The organism is Niallia sp. FSL W8-0177 (assembly GCF_038006285.1).
Classification (GTDB): Bacteria; Bacillota; Bacilli; order Bacillales; family Cytobacillaceae; genus Niallia; species Niallia circulans_A.
In genome coordinates this window covers 834,161-857,582 of sequence record NZ_JBBOUX010000001.1, presented here as the reverse complement: position 1 = coordinate 857,582, position 23,422 = coordinate 834,161, and the positions used below count along the sequence as shown (strand labels likewise).

Sequence of the window (23,422 nt, the reverse complement as noted above, 5' to 3'; positions counted from 1 at the left end):
TAAGTTATTTATACAATCATCTGTAAGCGTTGTCAATAACTTTCATATAAATCTTAATATATTTTTCATGCATTAAGTTAATGAATATGTTAATCTTATTTATCACTTAGTAAATCATCTAAACAAAGTTAATGTTTATATTAACCTTTCCCTTTCATTACACCATTATTAACAACTAACTGTATTTAAAAATCAGAAAGAAACGATTTTTCCTTTCAACTTGAATTTTTGAGAAGCAGTACGCTCTTTAAATACAAAAAAAGACAGACCTGCTAACTTCGCAGAATCTGCCTTTTTAGAACATTTCTAAATGATAACTACCGCAGCAAATAAATAATTTCCTCAGCCAATTTAATCATTCGCTCTTTGGCATCATTGTCTGTAATTTCATTCTCTTCATCGAAATAATCGTTATGAACAAATACATTTTGCACGGTAACCAGTGCTTTAAAATACGTAAGAATTGGTTTTAATTGATATTCCATCACAAGAAAATGTTTATCTGTACCACCCGTGATAACCATTCCTGTTACTTTTGATTTAAATGCATCGACCGGTAGATGATCAAAGAGATTTTTTAATACACCTGAAATGGAAGCTTGATATACTGGTGTTCCAATCACAAGAGCATCTGCACTCAAAATAGTATTGACCACTTTAATCGTATCATCATTATAATAACTTAATGGCACTCCATTCACAAATTCGATCTCATATTCTCTTAAATCAATTAATTCCACTTGAATAGTTGGATCAAGTGCCTTGGCAGCAACTAAAACCTCATTAACCGCCTTAGCTGTTTTAGAACCAACTAACGATCCGGAAACTCCTACAAGCTTCATATTTTCCTCCAAGCTTAAAGATAAGCAGGAAACATCTTATCTTCATCTATCTGATTAGTTATTATTAGCAAATTTATCAGCTACTACACTCCAATTAACAATAGAGAAGAAATTGGAAATGTATTCAGGTCTTCTGTTTTGGTAATTTAAATAGTAAGCATGCTCCCATACATCCAATCCTAAAATAGCACGTTCGCCATCCATAATTGGATTATCTTGATTTGGCGTGCTTGTTACTTTTAAGTTGCCTTCTTTATCAACAACCAGCCAAGCCCAACCAGATCCAAATCGAGTAGTAGCAGCAGCAGTAAATTGCTGCTTGAATTCATCAAAGCTTCCAAAAGCTTTATTCATTACTTCTGCTAATTCACCAGAAGGAGTATTAGCACCCGAAGCTGGGGCAATTACTTCCCAAAATAAGGAATGGTTTAAGTGCCCACCACCATTGTTTCTTACAGCAGTTCTGATTTGTTCTGGAACTTCATCCAGATTGCTTAATAACTCTTCTAAAGATTTTGCTTGTAATGCATCCTGTCCTTCCAGTGCAGCATTTAAATTACTAACGTATGTTTGATGATGTTTTCCATAATGAATTTCCATCGTTTTCTGATCAATATGTGGTTCTAAAGCATTAAATTCGTATGATAAAGCTGGTAATGAATATGTAGTCATTTGTGTTTCCTCCATTTTTTTATTTTTTATACTTATTAGTTTAAAAAGTATATTCAAACAATAAACCATCCATAAAAAAAAATCAATTACTTTGGCCTAAATTGGTGGATGTTTTTTTACTAACTAACCTAATCTTATGCACTGACTCTTGTACAGGTAACTACTTTCAACATTTTATACTTTCTGGTATAATTAATTTCTGTACCTTTAAAAATCTTTTTGATTTTTTTCTCCAATGAAATAGAATGGAGGTTTAAAATGGTTCCAACACAAAAAACGACAAAAGATAAAATTCTGTATCTTCTTAAGAAAGAGGGTTCCTTAACGGTAAACGATTTTACCGATCGTCTGCAAATAACACATATGGCTGTGCGAAAGCACTTAACAATATTAGAAAAAGATAGTTTAATCCAATCCGAATTTATCAAACAGCCAATGGGCCGACCTATTCAAAGCTTTACTTTGGCGGAAAAAGCAGAACAGTTTTTTCCAAAGAGTTATGAAGGAATCAGCATCGATTTATTACACGACGTTAAAGAACTGTATGGAAAAGATTCGGTTCAGCAATTATTCAACAAACGAGAAGAACGTCTAACAAAAGAATATATTTCACGTATGGATGACAAAGATCCTGCTGAAAAAATGCAAGAAATGATTACTATTCAAAATGAAAAAGGATATATGGCTGATTTAACAAAAGTGGACGACCATACTTTTGAAATAACAGAATATAATTGTCCTATCCTCGAGGTAGCAAAGGAGTTTAAAATAGCCTGTAAATGTGAGACAGAAATGCTCAAAAAAGTTCTCCATGCAGAGGATGTAACGAGAACATACTGCCGAACAGAAGGAGACAATCACTGTAAGTTTGTCGTAAAGTTTGTTTCCCAGCATGATTCCTCGTTAGTAGTGGTATAAAGACTTTTTCTTAGAAAAGACTTACAATAATAGAAAAGGGAAGTCATCAAGAAATTAATTCTTAAGACTTCCCTTTTCTATTATTTCTTCTATTAAGCAAATACAGCTAATTCTGCTTCAATTTGTTTCATTATTAATTCAAGACATTCCTCAGTAGTTTTTGCAAAAATTCTTTTTCCGTTTACAATTGCATAAGGACGTTTTGCACACATTCCACAAAAGGAAAGACAGCTGCTTTCAATCACGGCTACTTCTGGATATTTAGATTCTAGTATTTCTTCTAAATTTATTGAAGTGATCAAACTTCCATCACAAATTTCTACAACCACAATCCCCATTTGCTACTTCCTCCCTTCAATTTTACAAACACTATATATATACGATTAATTTTATGGTCCATAGTTATGAGAAAAAACAAATCACTCTGTATAAAAAATTTTTATACCATATAGTATAAAAACAAGTATATACATTTAATCATTTTCTATATAAAAATGCAAGTAAAGAAGCTCTAAATATGCTTGATAGACTAAGAATAAAAATTACTCCTTTCCAGCTGTTAATATGTATGAACATGTTTTTCATCAGCTGCCAAGGAGTATGACACTATCATTATGAATTTATAGGTGGAATTTTGCTACTTATCCTCCAAAAAATTTCTTGAATTTTTCCAACTCTTCTTTACTATATGTTTTTGTTTTATCAAAATAAGGATTATCTTCTAGCACATTTTTAGGATCTAAACTTGTCTTAATCGATACACTTGTCTTATCTGAATCAGCATTCATCATGTGATCATTTATTTGGCCAAAATCAGGGATATTCGCTCCGTTTTGTTCGTTCATCCAAATCACTCCTTTTTTATAAGTTTTACAGAAAACAGAAAATTATTCTCTTCCATTAACATCTATATTTAACGAACAAAAAAACATCTTACTAAAAAAGAAATAATATTCTGAAAATAGTTCACCACTTCACAATATTTGATTTTGAAATCGTTTTCATTTATAATAAAAAATAGGTTGGATAACATTAGTGGTTATCACTGTACACAGCGTAGGTGGAGCTGGTACTTCAATAGAGCTTTATTAGTTCTAAATGAGAAGCAGAAAAGTATCCGATTCAATAAGAATCGGATACTTTTCATTAACCTGCACAACTAACCCATAGCTAAAGGGAAAGTACCATCGATGGAGTTTTGTCTTTGTCCTATTATATAGTGATAGTTTTCCATTTCTGCTCATGACTAAGCAGCCATTCCTTTCTCCATAAACCACCCGCATAGCCAGTCAGCATTCCATTCGCTCCTATTATTCGATGACATGGAATGACAATGCATAGTTTATTCCTGCCATTTGCACTTCCCACCGCACGAACTGCCTTTTCGTTACCGATGCTATTTGCAATATCCTTATACGATCCCGTTGCTGCATAGGGAATACTAGTTAAAGCATTCCATACTTGCCTTTGAAATGGAGTCCCATCCATTGCAATAGGAAAAGAAAAATCTTGACTATTTCCATTAAAGTAAGCATCAAGCTGTTTATAACATGTCATTAAAACCTGAGGCGTCTGATCATCTATCTGGTTCTCTGGCGACTCTTTCTCTGAAAATAAGATCGAATAAATTGCCTTTTCTGTTCCAGTTATCTCTATTACTCCAATTGGAGATTGGTAATCGAGTACAAACATCCTATCCCCCCAAAAAACTATTTTCTATTATTTTAACAGAATAGTACTGTTCACTTCATAAAAACCTCTTTATTTTTTGAAAATTATATTTACAAATGAGGCAATTAGTGTTAGTCTTTTAAAGAAATTATGCAATCCCTATTTAACCTATAGGAATTACAATAAAAGGAGGACATAGCATTGAATCTTTATGCTATTTTAAACATTATTATATTACTTATTTTGCTTAGTGTTCTATTCTATATGCAAAAGAAACATATATCCTTCTCTAAACGCGTGTTTACCGCTTTAGGACTAGGTGTATTATTTGGGGCCATCTTACAGTTATTTTTTGAACCGACTTCAGAAGTAATCACGGTTACAAATGATTGGTTCGGATTAGTTGGAAACGGATATGTAAAACTGTTACAAATGATCGTTATGCCACTAGTCTTTATTTCCATTGTGGCGGCCTTCACGAAATTAGAAAAATCAGCTAACCTTGGGAAAATTAGTGGTCTCGTAATCGGAACATTATTACTAACAACAGCTATAGCTGCAGGAATCGGGATCGCATCTGCTGCAGGTTTTGACTTAAAAGCAATTGATGTAAACGCTGGAGATGCTGAAGTTCTTCGCGGACAGCAATTAGAAGAATCTTTGGGGGAAGTCCAAAGCACAACTGTACCACAGAAAATTCTTAGCTTTTTACCAGCTAATCCATTTCAAGATTTAACTGGTGCAAGACCAACTTCTACTATTGCGGTAGTAATTTTTGCGGCATTTGTTGGCGTTGCATTCCTAGGGATTAGAAGAAAAAATCCAGAGCAAGCAGCTTTCTTCCAAAAAATCGTTGAATCATTACATACAATAGTGATGCGAATTGTAACATTAGTACTGCGATTAACTCCATATGGAATACTTGCGCTTATGGCAAAGACAGTTGCAGGAAGTAACCTTGATGCAATTGTGAAACTAGGAAAATTTGTTATTGCGTCCTATGTTGCCTTAATAGCAATGTTTATTATTCATTTAATTATTCTTGCGATTATGGGACTTAGCCCAAAACAATATGTGAAAAAAGTTTGGCCTGTACTTACTTTTGCATTCACATCACGTACAAGTGCAGGAACAATGCCTTTAAATATTGAAGCACAGAGGAATAAATTAGGTGTACCGGAATCTATTGCTAACTTCTCTGCATCCTTCGGAGTTTCGATTGGCCAAAATGGTTGTGCTGGTATCTACCCTGCAATGCTTGCAGTCATGATTGCACCAACACAAGGAATCAATCCTTTATCCCCATCTTTCATCGCGACATTAATTATTGTCGTTATGATCAGTTCTTTTGGGGTTGCTGGAGTGGGCGGAGGAGCAACATTTGCAACATTGATCGTTCTTTCTACTTTAAACTTACCAGTAGCCTTGGCTGGTGTATTAATTTCTGTTGAACCATTAATTGATATGGGTCGTACTGCTCTAAATGTAAGTGGATCAATGGTGTCAGGTGTTGTAACAAGTAAAACACTTGGTGAATTAGATACAAAACAGTATCAGTCGAATGAAATAGATACTAGTGAGAATATGGCATAATAAAAAAGCAAAGCTCCTTCTAAGGTGCTTTGCTTTTTTATTATCTTATTTAATCATCGCAAAAACTTCTGTGCGCTTATCACTGTCAGTCTGAAATACACCTCGTACAGCTGATGTAACTGTTTTAGCACCAGGCTTTTTCACTCCACGCATGGTCATACACATATGCTCTGCCTCTACCACGACCATTACTCCATGAGGCTCAAGTGTTTCCATCATTGTATCTGCCACAGTGGACGTTATTCGTTCCTGAAGCTGAGGGCGTTTTGAAACTGCCTCTATTGCTCGGGCAAGCTTACTTAACCCAGCCACTCTTCCGCCTTTCGGGATATAGGCAACATGTGCTTTCCCGTAAAAAGGGACTAAGTGATGCTCGCACATGGAGTAAAAAGGAATATCCTTTACTAATACCAATTCTTCATGGTCTTCATGAAAAATCGTTTCAAAATACTCTTTTGGATCGATGGTAAGACCAGAAAAAACCTCTTCATACATTTTCGCTACCCGTTTTGGAGTATCTAATAATCCTTCTCTATTTGGATCTTCTCCAACTGCTTCTAATAGTAAGCGAATAGCCTCCTCTATTTGAGGAGTATTAATTTTACTCATTCTAAAATCCTCCTAAAATCCTTCCCGACTATCTACACTCCACGCTTATTTCCCCAAATATACGTATGTAGCTGTGGAAGTACCTTCACATTTTTGAATTGATGATCAAGCATAGTTTTATCAATCAACCACTCATACTTCGCCAATAAATGCTCGACTAATTTAGTATCATCAGTCGTTTTATTATCTTCATTCCCAACTTGCAAGAAAAAAGGAATGTCAGGATAACGCAAATGCACTTTTTTGGCATAGTTGTAATCTTCATCAGAAAATACAACAACTTTTAAGCTAATATGAGTACTTCGATTAGCATTTCTTAATCTTTGCACAATGGAATCCAACATGTCAAAATCCGTATTCATTTTAGAACTTGGCGGCTTAGGAGAAATAGTTAGTTCATCAATATCTATAAACCAATCTTGCCATTTGCTCCCTTGTGTCTCAAGGCCAATCTTTATTTCCTTTTCCTTTAATAAATTTACCAGAAAGGAAAGATTTTTCAAGAGGGCGGGATTTCCTCCTGAAAGGGTGACAAAAGAAAATCCGTATCCCCCTAGTCGAACTAGTTCCTCCCATATTTCCTCTGCCTGCATTTGCTTAATCAGCTCTTTACCGCTGCCATCCCAAGTAAAGGCAGAATCACACCAAGCGCAGGAATAATCACAGCCAGCTGTTCTGACAAACATCGTTTTTTGGCCAATGACCATTCCTTCTCCTTGTATCGTTGGTCCAAAAATCTCCATAACAGGTACTTTACTCACTCTCCATCCACTCCCTTCTCATTTCTGCATAACTAGTAGGAGTTTCATAGAGACGAACAAATTCTACTCTCGCCCCATTATCTGCTTGCTTTATCTCATCTTTATTCAAAGCCTCTGCCATTTTTTCAAAGATCCAATATACCATATTTTCGGCTGTTGTATTCATCGGTGGCAGAGTTTCATTCAAGTAGCGATGATCTAAGTAAATTTCAATCTCGTTTTTCCATATTTTTTTAATGTCACCAAAGTCTATCATTAATCCTCGGTTATCTAAATATCCACTTATTCCAAAAACGACCTTGTATGTATGTCCATGAAGATTCATACATTTTCCTTCATAAGCATGCAGGTGATGTGCCGCATCAAAGGTAAACTCTTTACTAACCATAACACGTTTGCAATGATATTTTAATTGCTTAGAAGAAATATCTTCCCCAAATTTTTGCAATCTATCTACTATTCGAAAGTCATGCATTCTCTTATAACCCCTTTCGAACAGCGAGATAATCATTTAATCCCTTTTTACGCAGCTTACAAGCAGGACATTCTCCACAGCCATCTGCCACAATTCCGTTGTAGCATGTTAGTGTTTTTTCACGAACAAAGTCAAAAGCACCTAACTCATCCGCAAATCTCCATGTTTCTTCCTTATTTAACCACATAAGTGGAGTATGAATGACAAATTGTTTATCCATAGAAAGATTTAATGTTACATTCAATGATTTAACAAAGATATCACGACAGTCTGGATAGCCGCTAAAATCTGTCTCACATACACCTGTTACAATATGTTTTGCTTGTATTTGACTTGCTAATACACCAGCAAACGACATAAACAATAAATTTCGTCCTGGAACAAATGTGGAAGGCAGCTCTCCTTCCTTGCCATCTTCGACTGCAATATCGTCTCTTGTTAATGCATTTGGCGCCAGCTGATTTAGCAGAGACATATCAAGAATATGGTGTTTAATGCCAAGCTCTTCGGTGATTTTCTGTGCACATTCAATCTCTGTAATATGTCTTTGATTATAGTCAAACGTTACAGCTACTACTTCTTTGAAATTTTTTATAGCCCAAAATAAACAAGTAGTGCTATCTTGACCCCCACTAAATACAACAACCGCTTTTTCGTTTTTCATTTTGCAAATCTCCTTCATATAGAAAAAACAGCACTACTAAGAAAGTAGTACTGTTTTTTCTTAGTTTTTTAAAGAGGGTAGCTAGAACCTCCACCGTAGAAACGGATTTTTACTATGCTATTGTTTAGCTCGATTTATTATATCGCAGATTCATTAATTATTCTATGACAATATTAATTTAACTTTATAATATGCTTATTGAAAATTACCTTTTCTTTGTAAATAAATTCGTAATAACGAATCCAAGAACAATAATGATTGTCGCTAAAAAACCGCCTTCCAGACCAAAAGAACCACCTGTTAGCCAATCATTTCCCACGGAAACATCTATTCCGTATAGACCATGGGGAGTGGTACCACTGACTGGAAAACCAAACACATTCCCTTGGAAATAATTCCATGTTATATGATAGCCAATTGGCATCCAAAGGCTTTTTGTCTTATCATACATATAAGCAAATAAAAGTCCTACAAGAAAAATATTGATAATTCCAAGAGCCGCTACATGTGGATTTAATAAATGAGCTATCCCAAAAATTAATGACGAAACGATATATACTACCCATTTTGAATTTTCGTTATCGGTAAGTGTAGACATAATATAACCTCTGAAGGTCAATTCCTCTGAAAAACCGACTAAAATAAAAAACAGTAGATAGGAAATGGTATAGGCTGAAAAGTTCGGTGAACTAATTGAATTTGTCAGCTCTATATTCTTAGTAACTAGTAACAGTAAAAAGATAAAAATAATAGAAACCGCACCAAGAATTAACCCAATAAAGAAATCGGAAGTAAAATGCCCAAACCCCATCTCTTTGATCTTTTTCTTATTCACAAATTTCCACAATAAAAACAGCATTCCTATACCGCCAATTAAGCCTATCCCTTGAGTAAAAAGAATAAACCAAGGAGATGATTCTATCACATCTTCCACATTTTCATTCAAACTATTTGGATCCGTCACCATTTGCAACACTACAGTGAGAACCGTCCCTGGAATCATTAATAAAGATTGAATAATTGTTGTTGTTGCTAAGGCTAGCACAATAATCCATCCAGATCTTACCTTGCCCAACTTATTTTTGAACATATTACCCTCCACTTCTTGGCATACTTAATTCGAAATTTCTCCCTCTCATTATATCTATTTTTTTTTGGAAAATATATGCTTTTATCCGTTAGATAAATAGAAAGTGGGTCTCGAAAAAGAAAGCAGACTGACTTTATGGTTCGTTAAGATATCTTCATTTAATAGAAATGATTAGTTAGTTAAAATTTTGGGTATTGAATAGTTACATAATAATATACTATAAAGATTGGGACGATTTTTATGATTCAATTTAAAAGTGATATGGAATTTAGAAAGTTTTTAGAAGAAGAATTAGTTTCTACCTCACAGGTTACCGAATTATTAGGATGTACACGGCAATATATCCATGACTGTGTAAAAAAGGGGATTCTAGAACCGCTCAATGTTGGCAATAAAGAAAGAATCTATTTAAAATCTGATATCATGGCACATATAAAGAGAAAGAGAAAATGAGGCACTCATTTTCTCTTTCTTCTTGCAGTCCATTTGTTTTAATCAGCTAACATTATGTTAGTTCTCCTACTACCTTTACTCTTAGTCTTGTCGCATTTCCTGGATGATATGCTAACGGAATTTCTTCTATTTCTACAAGTTCAATTGTTTCCACTTTTGCACCAGCTAATATTGCTTGCTGTTTCGCTCTTTCTTCCGCATCTTTTCGCGCCTCATCACGAGGAGTTTGTGAATAGATATATATTTGCTCATATTGTCCGCTGATTTGCGAAATGGATGCGCCTATTGCATTGGCAACCGCACCATTCTCATTATGAATGATTTCTTTTACCCCTTTTAACTGTCTTGGGATAATGATGCTCCCGCCTCCTACTAAAACAACCGTGGCATCATTATTACTTGTTTTCATTTTATCAATTGCTTCTTCCGTCATTGCTGCTATTTTCGCGTATGCTTGTTGAGCGAATTCTTCATCAATATGTTTCACTAATTCTGGATTTCCTATCTCTGCAACTCCTAACCGTACTGCAATGTCCGTTGTTGTGAGTGTTTCCCCCCCGAAGACAAGCGCTTCTTCAGTAATTCGGTAACCTACGCTGTCTGGTCCAATCGTTACTTCATTATTCACGTTTCGGACAATACTTCCTCCGCCTAATCCAATGGATACAATATCCGGCATACGGAAATTTGTTCGGACTCCGCCTACATCTACTGCAAGCGAAGACTCACGCGGAAATCCGGCTGTTAAGACACCAATATCCGATGTCGTTCCACCTACATCTAATACCATCGCATCTTTAATACCAGCTAAATAAGATGCCCCACGAATGCTATTAGTTGGTCCACATGCAATCGTTAAAATGGGAAATTTCCGAGCATACTCTATCGACATCAATGTTCCATCATTTTGGCAGAGAAATACTTGGGCATCTGTTATTCCTTCTTCTCTTAATGCATTTTCAAAGCCATTGCTTGTTGCTGCAATAACCTTAAATAAAGCACTATTTAATATCGTTGCATTTTCCCTTTCAATTAATCCAACAGAACCAATTAAGGAAGAACAAGATACTGGGGTTTCTTCTCCCATCACTTCTGCCACTAAATCGGCTACTCGAAGTTCTTGATCGTTTTTCAAGGAAGAAAAAACACCAACAACTGCTATTGCTTCTACTTTTCCTTTCCATTCCTTTAAAATGGAGCGGATTTCTTCCTCTGAAAAGCTAGACAGTACTTGTCCATCATACTCATACCCGCCTCCGGCTAAGCGATACTCTCCCGTTAAGACAGAAACCATTTCCTTTGGCCAAGCAGTATAAGGAAGGACAGAGGCCGTTGCAGGATATCCCAGTCGAATCACACCTACTTTAGCTAGTTTTTTTCTTTCCACAATAGCATTTGTACACTGAGTAGTTCCTAACATCGCATGGGTTACTTTTTTTCTATCAATCCCTGCTTCTTCTAATACTCTTTTTAAAGAAGAGACAATCCCTGACTCGATATCTTCACTTGTAGGCATTTTTACTTGATGGATTAAATTTAAACCTTCATCAAGTATAACAGCATCTGTATTTGTTCCCCCAACATCAATTCCTACTTTATACATCTATCACACTTCCTTTCTCACAAGATCCTCTAATGGTGTATAGGAAATATCGTAACCAAAATACTTTGGTCCTACTGTTTCAATCCCTTTCTCTGTTCTCCACTGGGGATCAGAAGGCAATGCCAGCAGCCTCACTCTTTTTCCATATTTCAGCGCTTCTGTCGTAACTGGATTTAATGTTTCTAAATCTACTAAACAAATGAGGTCAGGAGTCATAGCTAATGGTTTACCATTTTTTTGGGCTACTAAATTTTCATTTTGGAAAAATACTTGTACTTCTTCTCCGGTAAATTGCTCCAATCCATCTAATGTTACACAGCCCCTATTAAACCCTCCCATTGTATTTCGTTCAACATCTATAATTTTTCCATCAAACAAATGATATCCACTAGTAGTATCTAAGAGTTCGTGTAGTTTGGTTAATTCATCCTTTGTATTGGAGCGGATAATTTGTCCAATTGTTTCAGATAAGGTAATAATATTTTTCACACTATATTTTTTTAACTGCTCCCCTGTACATGGATAAATACTAACTAATGAACTTGCACCCATTTCAACGGTAGCTACTCTAGCAATCCGTTCTGTCCATTTATTATCAATTGTTTCCATAATACCGATATTTCCTTTTTCATCTGTTATAGCCATCGGCGTAGAAGAAACGCCATTTAGATGGAAGGTTACCATTTGTAGTTCTGGAAATGCCCGTCCCATTCCATCACAATCAATGAGCGGCAATCCTAACTGTGCAGCAACTACAATAGGAATCATGGAATTGACTCCCCCTGCTTCCATGGGAAATGTTCCCTTTACTTCTTTATTTAAATATTGACCTAGTTTTTTAAATACACGTACGAATTCATCACCTTTTGGAAATTTCTCTATCAACACAGATGGAGCCCCCATCATTGCCGCTGGGATAAAAAAATCATCATTTTCTACTTCTTCGGGTGACAAAAGTTGAACGGGACCATTTTCTTTTATCGCTGAAAGAGCCATCATTTTTCCTATGTAAGGGTCCCCTCCACCCCCTGTACCTAGAAATGCTGCTCCAACTGCTATATTTTCAATCGCTTCTTCATCTAAATATCGCATGTGATTCCCTCCAGTTGTGATTATTGATTAATAGATACTTGTTTTTGAACGATAATATTTCTGGCTACTAGATAACATACAAAGGAAATAACCATTCCAATCAATGGCTGATTTGGTAGCTGTGGTAAGCTTGGAAAAAAAGAGAAGATAACAGGAATGCCTGCAATCGCTGCCCCAACAAGCCAAGAGATTACTCCTAAGAAATTTATTCCTGCTTTACTAGCCCATTTTGATTTGTCCCCTTTTTGAATAACCCAATAAGAAGCAATCATTACCCCTGCGACAGGAGGAATCATGGCAGAAAGCACGGACATAATCGGAATAAAATAATCTAAAATTCCAACCACAGCAAGAAGTGTGCCTACACCACCTGCAATCGCAACTGCTATCCGTTCTTTTTCTTTTGAAATATTAAATACATTGATAATGGCAATTCCACCAGAAAAGGCATTTACTGCATTCGTAGTCCAGGTTGCTAAGATAAGAGCAATAATTCCCAAAACAGGTAGTCCTAGTTCTGTAAATACACTTGTAATATCAGCAGTTCCAGCAGTAAGGGTCAATATAGCGCCAACAGTGATCATTAAGACTCCAGAAGGCAATATCCCAATAAATGCAGCTTTGCCAACATCTTTACGTGATTTCGCATATTGAGAATAATCCCCTGCAATAACTGCACCTAACGCAAATGAACCAATCGTAATAGAAAGTCCAGATAAAAAGGACATGGATCCAGCCGGCAGATAATTTTTTATTTGTGCAACACCGTCACCCATTAAAGAAACCGCAACTGCATAGACACAGACTGCAAGCAAAATAGGAACTGCAACGTAATTTAGAATATTCAGTATTTTTATCCCGTAAATGGCTGATAACAGCATAATGATGCCCCATATGAGGGAAGAAAGCGGTACTGGCAGATTAATCCCATATACGCTTAAAAATTGGGAAAATGCTGCCCCACACACATTTGCTTGTATTCCGAACCAGCCCAGACATGCAACAGCTAATATAATCGAAATTATTTTCTTTGAGCCTTGTTCTCCAAAAACTTGCGAAGCGACACTAACGGTCGGCTTGTGTATATCACTGCTTTGTATTCCTTGAAAGATCATTAAAACAACAATAATTCCATACCCTAATAACCCGACTAGGACAGCTTCCCATAAAGGCATACCACTAACTAGTGTACCGCCTATTAATAAACTAGGTATACAAATCATCGAGCCCGTCCATAGAAAAGCTAGACTCTGCCATGATTGTGCCTCCTGATTTCCGTCTCTGTTGTCACTCATTTTCACGCCTCCTTTATTTAATTTAAACTTATTATATCGATAACGAAACTATATGTATTTAGCTGAACCGAAAAATAAAAAGAGCATTCTTTGTTTAATTGAACAAAAATGCTCTTTTTTCTATTGCTCTTTTATTTGTGCTAACATTCGATAAACAGCGACAGCTTTGTATAACTGAAAAACTTCTGGTGATTTCGTAACAGGATATTTGAGAATTTCGATTATCCTTTGAATTCGATATTTTATCGTATTTTTATGTAAGTAAAGAATATCAGCTGTTTCCTGAAAACGATTATTACCTTCTAATAAATATACCGTAAGTGTACTTAAGAGCTCTTCTGCTTGGTTGCCATGTTCTCTTATAGGCGAAATAGGCTGCAATATTTTCTCAATTGCCAATTCTCCACTATTAATAATCTGAAAACACTCTAAAGAAAAATTCATTTCTTGCAGGGTAAATATTTTTTTATATGGATAAATAATTTTTGCTATCCGTAAATACTCATTACAGTTCGTATATGCTTGCTGAACCTCTGTTGTATTGTTCATATTTTGACAAATAGTTATCGTAAAGTTCTGTTCCTTTTCATCCAACAAAGCTAACAATCGATTTGCTGACTGAAAGGGATCTTCTTGAATAATAGAATCATCTACTAGGATAATAAGAAAACCATTATAAAAATCAACCAATGAAACATGATAATTCTGTCTGACGTATTCTTTCACTTTCTTCAGCAGTTGCTCTTCCTCCATATTGTTCGTTTCCACAATCCACATCATATGGATAGCTGTGACATCAATATTTAATATATTGGCCAGACGTCGCATCTTTACACTTTCATCGTTCATAATCGCCTTCATTAGCTCTGCTGTACTTATTTCATCGTAGTGTTTTCCCCATAAATTAATAAATACTTGCACGACTTCTGCTAATTGAACAGCTGTATCAAGAACTAAAGGATCCTTTTCCTTCAAAATATATAAATTTAAAAAAGGGATTCCTTCTTGGGCAATTACTTTTTTTGATATATATAAAGGCTGGTCGCCATTTCTTTTCACCAAAACTTGGTCAACAGACAATTCTTTATATTGCTCAACTGTTTCAAAGATATTCATTGTACTTGTTCTTGGCCATGTGACTGCATGGATCACCTGGTTATTTTTATTGGCTAATACAAGAGAAGAACGAGTACGGTCAGCCAGTATTTTTAAGACAGTGTCCATATTTCTTTGTGGAAGTGGTACTCCAGATATTTGCTCAACCATCTCACTTACAAAGCTAGGGGAAGCCATCTCATTCTTTACAATCGCTTCAATGACTTCATATATAACTTCACTATAACGCAAAGACATTTGCTTTTCAGGCATAACAATTAATGTAAAACCGAGTGTATCTGCTAATTCGATAACTTTCTCATCAATTTTCGGGAGAAAAACACCGACATAATATAAGATTAAGCCAATTTCCCCTACTTTATGCAAATGCTCAATTGTTCTGCATTGTGCCTCAACATCATCTTTAATCATGATTAAGGCAGAAATAACAATTTCACTTCCATAAAACTCATCATTATTAAACAAATCTTCCTTCAGAGAAGCTACATCCGTATATTCTAAAACCGAAATAGAGGAAACTAGCTTTGTTAGTCCCTCTTTCCCTGCAACTACTTTTGCCTCACGCAGGGAAGGGAGCTTTAATAATTCTTCTAACTTTATACTCATCCAAAAACCTCTTTCTTATTTGGCAAATCTAAATCCTTTATCCATAAGCCTGGGCTGCAATTACATAAAGACTGCCATTTCTCTCAGGAAACGCTTCGCTATTTTTAACCATTACCGGAGGACGATCCTTTTCTTGAAAATCTAATTCTACGAGTGCTTTTATTATCTCTTTTTTCCCTTCTACTAGGTCCATTCTTATCATCCCCCTATTGTTAGAGATGATTGTTTGTATAAGAAGCATAGCCTGTTCATCATTTTGAGCAACAACGGGACCTATTACTAGATTAGCAGGCTTTTTTACAGCAGCAGCATAGCCAACAATCAAATTACTTTTCTTTATCACTATTACTTCTTTTGCCTGCTCAAATCTATTCTTTAGAAACAGGTCTCTCTCACAGCCAAATGCCTCTTTGTCCAATTTGAGCATTTCTTTAAAATCTTTTGACTGATATGGGCTTATCGTATAACCATTTAGCGATTGTCTGCACTGTTGCCCTTCTCCAAGTAGTTTCGTCACATGACTATAATCATTAAATCCCAATTTTTTATAAACTGGTCTTCCTTCTCGCGTGGCAATTAACATAAGGGCAGAATCTTTTGAAAACTGATTCATACATGTAACTAATAACTCCTTGGCTAAACCAATTCCACGATAATCTGGATGAACAATAACCATACCGATAGATGCCAAATTGCTTCCATATGGAATAATTGCGGCACAGGATACCACCGTATGTTTATCATTAACATGCCCAAAGACCGTCCCCGAAGCAAGTAAAGTGCGGATTTCTTGCTTATCATAATCCCAGCCGACAATAGTCGCTAGAGAAAGCAGTTCTTCCATATGTTTTTGATTTAAAAGCTGCATTGTTACGATTTTTTCCTTGTTCATCAGATTCTCCTTCCAAAACAAATCAACAGAATATTATAAATAATATTTCTATTATAATGGGAATCTACAAAAAGTGGGGATTTTTCTTTTATCATTTCGTTTAAAAGAGTTTCCATACATAAAAAAAAATCAGAAATAGCTTTGCATCGTGCCGCCCATTTCTGATACTATCTATATATTACTTAGATTTTCATTTCCCGTCCTCTAAAATCAATAAAACCTAATTCACTCGTTCCGACGATTTTTCCTTCTAAAATATCTAATATCCCCTTTGCCGAATCGTCTGGATAGCCTGTTGCATCTTCCCCACCCATATCCGTTTTGATCCAGCCAGGATGAATAGCATATACCGTAATATTCTTTTCTTTTACATATCTTGATAATTGAACACTAAACATATTCAGTGCCGCTTTGGAAATACCGTACGGGAAATCTCCTCCATAGGCGTTTTGGATACTTCCTGCTTCGGAAGAAATATTAATAATAGCTTTGTCCTCGCCTTTATGTATAAGCGGAAGAAAATGCTTCATTACTCTCATTGGTCCTAATACATTGACGTCCATCGTAAATTGGACATGCTCGAAATCTAATTCTTCGATCTTTTTCCCTCGTTCTGTTAACACTCCTGCATTATTAATAATCCCATCAATGGCTCCAACATCCTTGGCAGCAAGTTCAGCCGCTTTGATAATTGATTCTTCCTGAGTAACATCAAGGTAATATGTATGTAGTTGATCTGGATATTGTTCTTTCAAAAGATTAATAGGAGAAGTTTCCTGAACCGTTCGAACTCCTGCAAGCACAGTATGTCCCCTTTTCAAAGCAGTTTTAGTTAGATGAATTCCCAAGCCTCGATTTGCCCCGGTAATTAATATTTTCACTTTTTATCCACTTCCATTCCAAATGAATGTAGTATTATTGACATTTACCCTTTTTCTGGCTGTATCTCTGTATGAAGTGCTTTAAAAAAATGTTGAATATGTTTATAGCTTGAGCCGAAATCACCCAAAGTCCCTTCCTTTGAGCAATAAACATCCACAGCTGATTGCATTCCTGCTAATTTGTAAACAGTCACAATCATTAAGCTTGAGCCTTTGCTGAGTACGATTTCTCCTCTCTCCATATCTACTTTTTTCAGATCCCAATTTGTCAGTTTTCTTTCGACTACATTCTTAATCGTTTCCATTAAGCGATCCCGGCTTTTTTTATAATAACGAGTCTTCAATTCAGGAACCTTAGGCTGTTCCTTTGTTTCTTCAAAACTTTTAAAAATACCAACTAGTACACGTGATAAAGTCAATTGCTTTTCCTCCTTAAAAACATGAAATCCTCTTATTTTGTTAACCGTTTGTTAGTACTCATCTTCTACTAACAGCCGTTCTTCTTTTTGGTTATACGATTTAAATGTAAGAGCTTTCTTTTTGTTTTTATTATAGCTTATATACGTAAATCAATCTAGGACAAACTATTTAGATAGCTAGTAAACAATAACCCTTTCTATTAATATATTATCCTGCCAGTTAGCTTATGCCTGAATGGAGCTTAACTAATGAATAAGATGAAGAAGGCTAGTTTAATATAGCTTTTTAGTGAAAACCTGTTTCTTCTACTTTGATTTTTAATAAGGAATTCTCAAAAGAGTGAATAGACGGAGTTTAATGGCATCCCTTTCTCTATTTATCTTATTTCAGCCCTTTCCATGCTAAAGCTGGCGGGACACGATGCTTTGTTGCTTGTTCGTAGCTATAGGCCATTTCAATCAGACTCGGTTCACTATAAGCTACTCCAGTGAAGGTTAATCCCATCGGCTTCCCTTTCGGGGTATAACCAGCTGGTACAGTAATTGATGGATAGCCTGCTTTTGCTGGCAGCTCACAGCCTACATATTTCGCGAATACTAAACCATCTAATTCATATTTTTCTATCGCTGCATCTATGCCCTCCAAAGCGGATAATCGAATATCTTTATCCCGATGTTCCTTATAGGTAGGGTCTGCTAAATCTCCATTTAACGTTTCACAGTATTCCAAAATAGTCTGGCCATATTTTACAACATCTAAATGATTTTTATTAAACTCAATTACTTCCTTTAATGAATGGACAGGAACTTCTTCTGCACATTTACGCAGGTAATTATCTATCCCATATTTAAACTCATGATAAAGAACAATGGAGTCAAATTTTTCACGGTGGATCGTCATATCTATTAAAATAGCACCTTGCTGCGTTAATTCTTCTAAGCCTTTATTAAATAATGCAACTTCTTCTTCCTCTTCCGGTAAGAAGGAACGATCAACTCCAATTCTTTTTCCTTTCAGACCATCTGCTTTTAAAAATGCAGTATAATCCCTAGGCTGACCAATACTTGTTAATGTCACCTCGTCTCTTTCATCCACTCCTGCCATTATTCCCAGTAAGATAGCGGCATCTTGAACCGTTCTAGTCATCGGCCCTGCCGTATCCTGGCTATGCGCCAGCGGAATAATTCCGGTCCGGCTAATGAGACCTAACGTTGGTTTAATACCAACAAGGGAATTATTGCTAGCAGGACTAAGAATCGAACCAGATGTTTCTGTCCCTATTCCTACCACAGCAAAATTGGCAGCAATGCTTGCTCCAGTGCCAGAGCTTGAACCACCAACATCCCATACTCCTGGCCCATACGGATTCATTACCTGGCCGCCTAATGAGCTATAACCATTTGGCATATTTAATTCCGTAATGAAATTGGCAAATTCGGATAAATTTGCCTTGCCAATAATAATCGCTCCTGCTTCGCGCAGCTTTTTTACAATAAAGGCATCCTCTTTGGCAAAATTATTTGCTAAGGCAATCGAGCCAGCCGTTGTGGCCATCGCATCCTGTGTATCAATATTATCCTTAATGATGACTGGAATACCGTAAAGGGGGCCAATTTGATCCATTTCTTGTCTTTTTTTATCCAGTTCAGCAGCAATTGCTAATGCATCTGGATTAATTTCTCTAATGGAGCATAACGTCGAATCAAATGTCTTGATTCGTTCTATATATTGTTTTGTTAGCTCCCATGAAGTAATTTGACCCGAATCCAGTGCCTTTTGTACTTCTAATATAGTTGTTTCTTCTATATGAAATAGAATTTGATTTTCTTTTTCCATTTGTCTGATGCCCCCTTCTTATTTTCTTAAGTATAGCCTGTTCAACTAGACGAGAGAAGAGTAATTTCTCATTTATCAAAATATTTCTATATGTTATGATTTAAAAAAAAGAGAGGTTTTTATGTATTCATTTCAACTTATTACCCAAGAGCAAGCAGAGGAAATTGCTTTTAACTGGCATTATGATGGAAAGTATGCGTTTTATAATATGGAAGCGGATGAAGAGGATTTAACAGATTTTCTTGATAGGGAAAAAAGAGCTGACTCTGTTTATGCTGTTACAGAAAACAATCGACTCACTGGCTTTTTTAGTATTCATCATGAAGAAAACGACACAATTGATATTGGTCTTGGTTTAAGGCCAGACTTAACAGGACAAGGACTTGGCTATACCTTTTTAGCCACTGGGATCGATTATATAAAGGAACGCTTTTCGCCAGCTTTTATCACCTTGGCTGTTGCTGTCTTTAATGATCGAGCCATAAAAGTATACAAAAAAGCCGGCTTTAAAGAGACAGCTACATTTCTTCAGTATACTAATGGTGGAGAATATGAATTTGTCAAAATGATTTATCCGTGCAAAAAAAGTGTTGATTTCAATTAAATGAAACCAACACTTTTTTTACTGCTATTTAAAATCTATTTCCATACCTGGATAGACCAACTGAACGGAACCACTATAAATTTCTTTTGCTTCTTCCACCAGTTTTTCCTGTTCTCCATAATGGGGAAGATGGGTTAATAAAAGCTGCTTTACACCGGCAAGTTCCGCTAACTTCCCAGCTTCTTCACCAGTTAAATGTCCTTTTACCAAGCCGAACTGATCTTTATATATACTTGCTTCACTTATTAAGAGATCCGCATTTTCCGCAAAAACAACTAACTCATCCTTCCACTCTGTATCTGCTGTGTAAAGAATGGTTTTGCCATTTGCTTGGATCTTCATTGCCAAACAGTAGGCAGGATGAATCGTTTCACAAAAAGAAATAGTAAACGGTCCAATATTAGATGTTTTTCCTACAGAAATTTCTCGCCCTTCTGTATAAATATTGTTGGTTAATTCCTCAAACTTGCTATCCTGTTTATGTCCATAAATTGGGAAAGCTGCTGCGCGATTTCCAAGTATAGATTCCACTAACATAGCATATTGCAGCACGCCTATATCTGCGATATGATCATGATGATAATGGGAAAGAATGCACGCATCTAAATCTTTTAAATCCACATAGGATTGCACCTTTGCTAGCACGCCGCTCCCACAATCAACCAATAAATGAAATCCAGCGGACTCCAATAAGAAGGAAGAGGTCGGACTTTCTTTCCCAGGATAACCTCCATATTTTCCTAAAAAGGTAATTTTCATCACATTATTCTCCTTTAAACAATCTATATCTATTTATTATTACCGATTTCGATTAACCATATAATCTACTAAGTACCTTAAAAAATTAGTCTTCTTCGGTATAGCATCGACTACATCTAACGCTATGCAATAATGCTCCCACATTTCCTTTTTGGCACCTTCTACACCTAGCACACTTACAAAAGTGGATGTATTATTGTCTTTGTCCATTCCAGACTCTTTTCCTAATATTTCTTTACTTCCCTCTTCATCGAGTAAATCATCCTTTATTTGAAATGCAATTCCAGCATGATAAGCATATTTCTTCAGCAAATCCTTAACCTTTTCTGGAACTCCTGCTAAAATTGCTGGCATAACAAGTGCTGCTTCAAATCCAAGGCCCGTCTTATAAAAACATAGAGTATTCAGTTCTTGAAGAGATAGTTGTTTTTCGCGTGATTCTAAATCCATTATCTGGCCTTTGCACATATCAGCGGTGGCTTTCGTTGTATATTGAATCAGCTGTAATACCCTGGATTCATCAAAATCACGTAAATTAGCTTGTTCTTCTATTGCCTTTTGTGTCAGAAATAATCCAGTTAATTCTGCTGTTGCAGTATCATACACTTCATGCAGCGTTGGTCGTCCTCTCCTTATTGCGGCATTATCCTGCGATGGCAAATCGTCAAATATTAGAGAAGCTGTGTGCATATATTCCACTGATCGTAATAGGGGGGCAATTTGGGTATTATCTAATCCCCATTCTTTTTCCCCAATAAAACTAGTAATAACCGGTCGTAATCTTTTTCCATTTCCAGTAAGACTATAATTTGCTGCGTCTGTCACGATATCTTTTTTCAATTGTGCATTTTCTGTAATTGGCAGCATATTATCGATAGATACCCGGGTTGATTGAATCATTTCAGAAAACGCTTCTTGTTCTCTGTGATTTTCCTTTAAAATACTAATCATATGATCACGTAATAACTTATCGAAAAAGTCGACATCATCTGATTTTTCCACCATCTGCTGTAATAATCGATTAAAGACGGGAAAATCTTTTGTGAGAATTCCCATTAAATCATCATATTTCTCATTTCCCAATTTTTCCTTTAGTCGTTTTAATCCGTTAACTGCACGGTCTAATAAGACTTCTTGGGTTTTTGAATCTGAATGGTAGACATCGTGAATCAAATAGGAAATGACGGTCCAATACATTTCAAAAGGATTAAGTAAGTCCTTTCTCGTTTGATAATAAGTCAGATAATACGTATAAGGCGTTACAGCCCCATCCCTTTTATCCTCAAACATATCGGCTAAATCATCGGCCAGCTGATTATAAATTCCATAATAAAATGTTCTTTGATTATACCCTTCATCCTCTGGTGCATTCATCAACGAGCGAACAATCTGTCGCGAAGCAGAAGATTTAAGGATTACTGGGATATATATTTCTTCATTAGAGTATGTGCTAACAGTTAATTTCTTTTTTCTGTCGACCTCTTGTGAATGAAAAAAGATATAGGATTGATTTAAAAATAGCTCCCATGTTTGATTATCATGCTGTTTTTTCATATATTCAAATGCTTCTTTTAACTCCTTATGAATGAAGGAAATAAGCTCTTTATTTTCTCCATGCCACACACCAAAATGTGGGACTATCCCTGTTTCTAAGGCGCTTCGGATTAAAGCAGAATAACGTTCTTCCTCTTCCGGTGATAAAATATGGGCATCAAGTAAATCATCAATTAAAGGATAGGTCAATCCATAATAGAAGCCTAGTTTAATAGCTTTTTCTAGCCTCAGCTGGCGCTCTTCGTCTGAAAGGTCCATGGTTCTTCTTTCTTCTAATTCGTGCATCAAGACCCCTGCAAAAATCTTCAAGATTTTTCGCTGGGCATGCTCTACGCTCATCCCAGCAGGAATATGTGAAGTCACTCGTTTCAGTTTTTCCATAACCCAAATCATTGTATGTTCAACAGCATCTTTTTTAGCTAATTTGTATATACGGGAGGCACTAATATTATCTTCCTTTGTTTCTTTCTTTAATAAATAATTTTTCACCTTTCCAACTACTTCATTAACTCTTTCTTGTGTGAAAGGAGAAGAAAGCGTCTTTCCTAAGTCGCGCATATATAGATAGGAAACACTTCTATGCAAATAGTTATCTAGTTTGCCTGCATAGTTTAACCACTCTATATAAGGGCGATATCCTTTTACTCGTGGTTTTCTTTTTTTTCGGGAAAAATAGCTAAGGATGGATGGAGAATGAATATGGTTTATTTTCCATGTTTGAAAGTCGTTCGTTAAGCGCGACACATAAGCCTTATCCACTAACTGCTTTTGAAGGGATTCGAAGTAACGAGCAGCTTTATCCTCTGCCGATCGATATTCCTCCTTTTTTTTATCTTTTACCTTTTTATCCATAAGAACATTACCTCTGCTTTTACTTAAAGTTCATTTAACTAATCTAATATAATCAGCTTTCCTCTTTATTATAACTAGAATATTCGTTATCTCCTATTAATCTTATATTTATCAATAGAAAAAACTCTCCTATTACGGAAGGAGAGTTTTAGAATAAAGATTTT

At 35.9% G+C, this 23,422-nt stretch carries 24 protein-coding genes and 1 riboswitch; of the genes, 4 read left to right on the top strand and 20 right to left on the bottom strand.

All coding sequences use genetic code 11. The features are described 5' to 3' along the window. Window positions 1-317 precede the first annotated feature (317 nt). Window positions 318-842: an NADPH-dependent FMN reductase gene (locus NST77_RS04100; protein WP_095334019.1), complete on the bottom strand. Its 525-nt coding sequence runs from the start codon at window positions 840-842 to the stop codon at window positions 318-320. A 54-nt stretch (window positions 843-896) separates the two neighbouring features. Further along, the gene (locus tag NST77_RS04095) at window positions 897-1,514 is read right to left on the bottom strand and encodes a superoxide dismutase (protein WP_163186651.1); all 618 of its coding nucleotides are present in this window, start codon (window positions 1,512-1,514) and stop codon (window positions 897-899) included. Window positions 1,515-1,772: 258 nt separating this feature from the next. Here NST77_RS04095 and NST77_RS04090 point away from each other — a divergent pair, with 258 nt between their 5' ends. Beyond that, window positions 1,773-2,432, top strand: coding sequence for a helix-turn-helix transcriptional regulator (locus tag NST77_RS04090; protein WP_095334023.1), 660 nt, complete (start codon window positions 1,773-1,775; stop codon window positions 2,430-2,432). Between the two features lie 92 nt (window positions 2,433-2,524). Here the strand turns inward: NST77_RS04090 and NST77_RS04085 are convergent, their stop codons facing one another. From NST77_RS04085 to NST77_RS04075, 3 genes are all read right to left on the bottom strand, one after another. Beyond that, window positions 2,525-2,770: a DUF1450 domain-containing protein gene (locus tag NST77_RS04085; protein ID WP_047941554.1), complete on the bottom strand. Its 246-nt coding sequence runs from the start codon at window positions 2,768-2,770 to the stop codon at window positions 2,525-2,527. A 303-nt stretch (window positions 2,771-3,073) separates the two neighbouring features. Beyond that, window positions 3,074-3,277, bottom strand: coding sequence for a hypothetical protein (locus NST77_RS04080; RefSeq protein WP_095334024.1), 204 nt, complete (start codon window positions 3,275-3,277; stop codon window positions 3,074-3,076). 367 nt (window positions 3,278-3,644) lie between these two features. Next, entirely contained in the window at window positions 3,645-4,124 is a 480-nt protein-coding gene (locus tag NST77_RS04075) for a methylated-DNA--[protein]-cysteine S-methyltransferase (protein ID WP_163186653.1), read from the bottom strand. Between the two features lie 180 nt (window positions 4,125-4,304). Between NST77_RS04075 and NST77_RS04070 the strand changes: the two genes are divergently transcribed. Beyond that, window positions 4,305-5,696, top strand: coding sequence for an L-cystine transporter (locus NST77_RS04070; RefSeq protein WP_095334028.1), 1,392 nt, complete (start codon window positions 4,305-4,307; stop codon window positions 5,694-5,696). Window positions 5,697-5,741: 45 nt separating this feature from the next. Here the strand turns inward: NST77_RS04070 and folE are convergent, their stop codons facing one another. From folE to NST77_RS04045, 5 genes are all read right to left on the bottom strand, one after another. Continuing rightward, window positions 5,742-6,305 (bottom strand): GTP cyclohydrolase I FolE, encoded by a 564-nt coding sequence (gene folE / locus NST77_RS04065; RefSeq protein ID WP_163186655.1) that lies wholly within the window; start codon window positions 6,303-6,305, stop codon window positions 5,742-5,744. Between the two features lie 32 nt (window positions 6,306-6,337). Continuing rightward, the gene (gene queE / locus NST77_RS04060; RefSeq protein WP_172860175.1) at window positions 6,338-7,066 is read right to left on the bottom strand and encodes a 7-carboxy-7-deazaguanine synthase QueE; all 729 of its coding nucleotides are present in this window, start codon (window positions 7,064-7,066) and stop codon (window positions 6,338-6,340) included. After that, entirely contained in the window at window positions 7,059-7,541 is a 483-nt protein-coding gene (gene queD, locus NST77_RS04055) for a 6-carboxytetrahydropterin synthase QueD (protein ID WP_095334033.1), read from the bottom strand. Before queD ends, queE begins: the two co-directional genes overlap by 8 nt. A 4-nt stretch (window positions 7,542-7,545) precedes the next feature. Continuing rightward, complete coding sequence (queC, locus tag NST77_RS04050) at window positions 7,546-8,223, bottom strand: 7-cyano-7-deazaguanine synthase QueC (protein WP_123257358.1); 678 nt, start codon at window positions 8,221-8,223, stop codon at window positions 7,546-7,548. A gap of 36 nt (window positions 8,224-8,259) precedes the next feature. Next, window positions 8,260-8,302, bottom strand: a riboswitch (PreQ1 riboswitch). A gap of 108 nt (window positions 8,303-8,410) precedes the next feature. After that, window positions 8,411-9,295 carry a CPBP family intramembrane glutamic endopeptidase gene (locus NST77_RS04045; protein ID WP_095334037.1) on the bottom strand — a complete coding sequence of 295 codons (885 nt, stop codon included), beginning with the start codon at window positions 9,293-9,295 and terminating at the stop codon, window positions 8,411-8,413. A gap of 240 nt (window positions 9,296-9,535) precedes the next feature. On the opposite strand from NST77_RS04045, the gene NST77_RS04040 reads away from it, so the two are divergent. Beyond that, window positions 9,536-9,748, top strand: a complete 213-nt coding sequence (locus tag NST77_RS04040; RefSeq protein WP_095334038.1) for a helix-turn-helix transcriptional regulator — start codon at window positions 9,536-9,538, stop codon at window positions 9,746-9,748. A gap of 52 nt (window positions 9,749-9,800) precedes the next feature. Here the strand turns inward: NST77_RS04040 and NST77_RS04035 are convergent, their stop codons facing one another. The 8 genes from NST77_RS04035 to NST77_RS04000 all read right to left on the bottom strand — a co-directional run bounded on the left by NST77_RS04035 (window position 9,801) and on the right by NST77_RS04000 (window position 19,489). Then, window positions 9,801-11,351: a hydantoinase/oxoprolinase N-terminal domain-containing protein gene (locus NST77_RS04035; protein WP_095334040.1), complete on the bottom strand. Its 1,551-nt coding sequence runs from the start codon at window positions 11,349-11,351 to the stop codon at window positions 9,801-9,803. A 3-nt stretch (window positions 11,352-11,354) separates the two neighbouring features. Continuing rightward, window positions 11,355-12,443: a DUF917 domain-containing protein gene (locus tag NST77_RS04030; protein ID WP_095334042.1), complete on the bottom strand. Its 1,089-nt coding sequence runs from the start codon at window positions 12,441-12,443 to the stop codon at window positions 11,355-11,357. A gap of 20 nt (window positions 12,444-12,463) precedes the next feature. Next, window positions 12,464-13,738 (bottom strand): cytosine permease, encoded by a 1,275-nt coding sequence (locus NST77_RS04025; protein ID WP_095334044.1) that lies wholly within the window; start codon window positions 13,736-13,738, stop codon window positions 12,464-12,466. Between the two features lie 120 nt (window positions 13,739-13,858). Next, window positions 13,859-15,460 (bottom strand): PucR family transcriptional regulator, encoded by a 1,602-nt coding sequence (locus tag NST77_RS04020; RefSeq protein WP_095334046.1) that lies wholly within the window; start codon window positions 15,458-15,460, stop codon window positions 13,859-13,861. Between the two features lie 37 nt (window positions 15,461-15,497). Further along, window positions 15,498-16,352, bottom strand: a complete 855-nt coding sequence (locus tag NST77_RS04015) for a GNAT family N-acetyltransferase (protein ID WP_341122751.1) — start codon at window positions 16,350-16,352, stop codon at window positions 15,498-15,500. A gap of 182 nt (window positions 16,353-16,534) precedes the next feature. Continuing rightward, complete coding sequence (locus NST77_RS04010) at window positions 16,535-17,233, bottom strand: SDR family oxidoreductase (protein WP_095334050.1); 699 nt, start codon at window positions 17,231-17,233, stop codon at window positions 16,535-16,537. A gap of 44 nt (window positions 17,234-17,277) precedes the next feature. Then, window positions 17,278-17,652: a hypothetical protein gene (locus NST77_RS04005; RefSeq protein ID WP_047941533.1), complete on the bottom strand. Its 375-nt coding sequence runs from the start codon at window positions 17,650-17,652 to the stop codon at window positions 17,278-17,280. A gap of 382 nt (window positions 17,653-18,034) precedes the next feature. Next, window positions 18,035-19,489, bottom strand: a complete 1,455-nt coding sequence (locus NST77_RS04000) for an amidase family protein (protein ID WP_123257357.1) — start codon at window positions 19,487-19,489, stop codon at window positions 18,035-18,037. A 121-nt stretch (window positions 19,490-19,610) separates the two neighbouring features. Here NST77_RS04000 and NST77_RS03995 point away from each other — a divergent pair, with 121 nt between their 5' ends. Continuing rightward, on the top strand, window positions 19,611-20,093 hold the full coding sequence (locus tag NST77_RS03995) for a GNAT family N-acetyltransferase (protein ID WP_095334056.1): 483 nt from the start codon (window positions 19,611-19,613) through the stop codon (window positions 20,091-20,093). A 24-nt stretch (window positions 20,094-20,117) separates the two neighbouring features. On the opposite strand, the gene NST77_RS03990 is transcribed toward NST77_RS03995, so the two are convergent. After that, on the bottom strand, window positions 20,118-20,852 hold the full coding sequence (locus NST77_RS03990) for an MBL fold metallo-hydrolase (protein ID WP_341122750.1): 735 nt from the start codon (window positions 20,850-20,852) through the stop codon (window positions 20,118-20,120). Window positions 20,853-20,891: 39 nt separating this feature from the next. Beyond that, on the bottom strand, window positions 20,892-23,258 hold the full coding sequence (locus tag NST77_RS03985; RefSeq protein ID WP_095334060.1) for a polyprenyl synthetase family protein: 2,367 nt from the start codon (window positions 23,256-23,258) through the stop codon (window positions 20,892-20,894). Window positions 23,259-23,422: the final 164 nt, after the last annotated feature.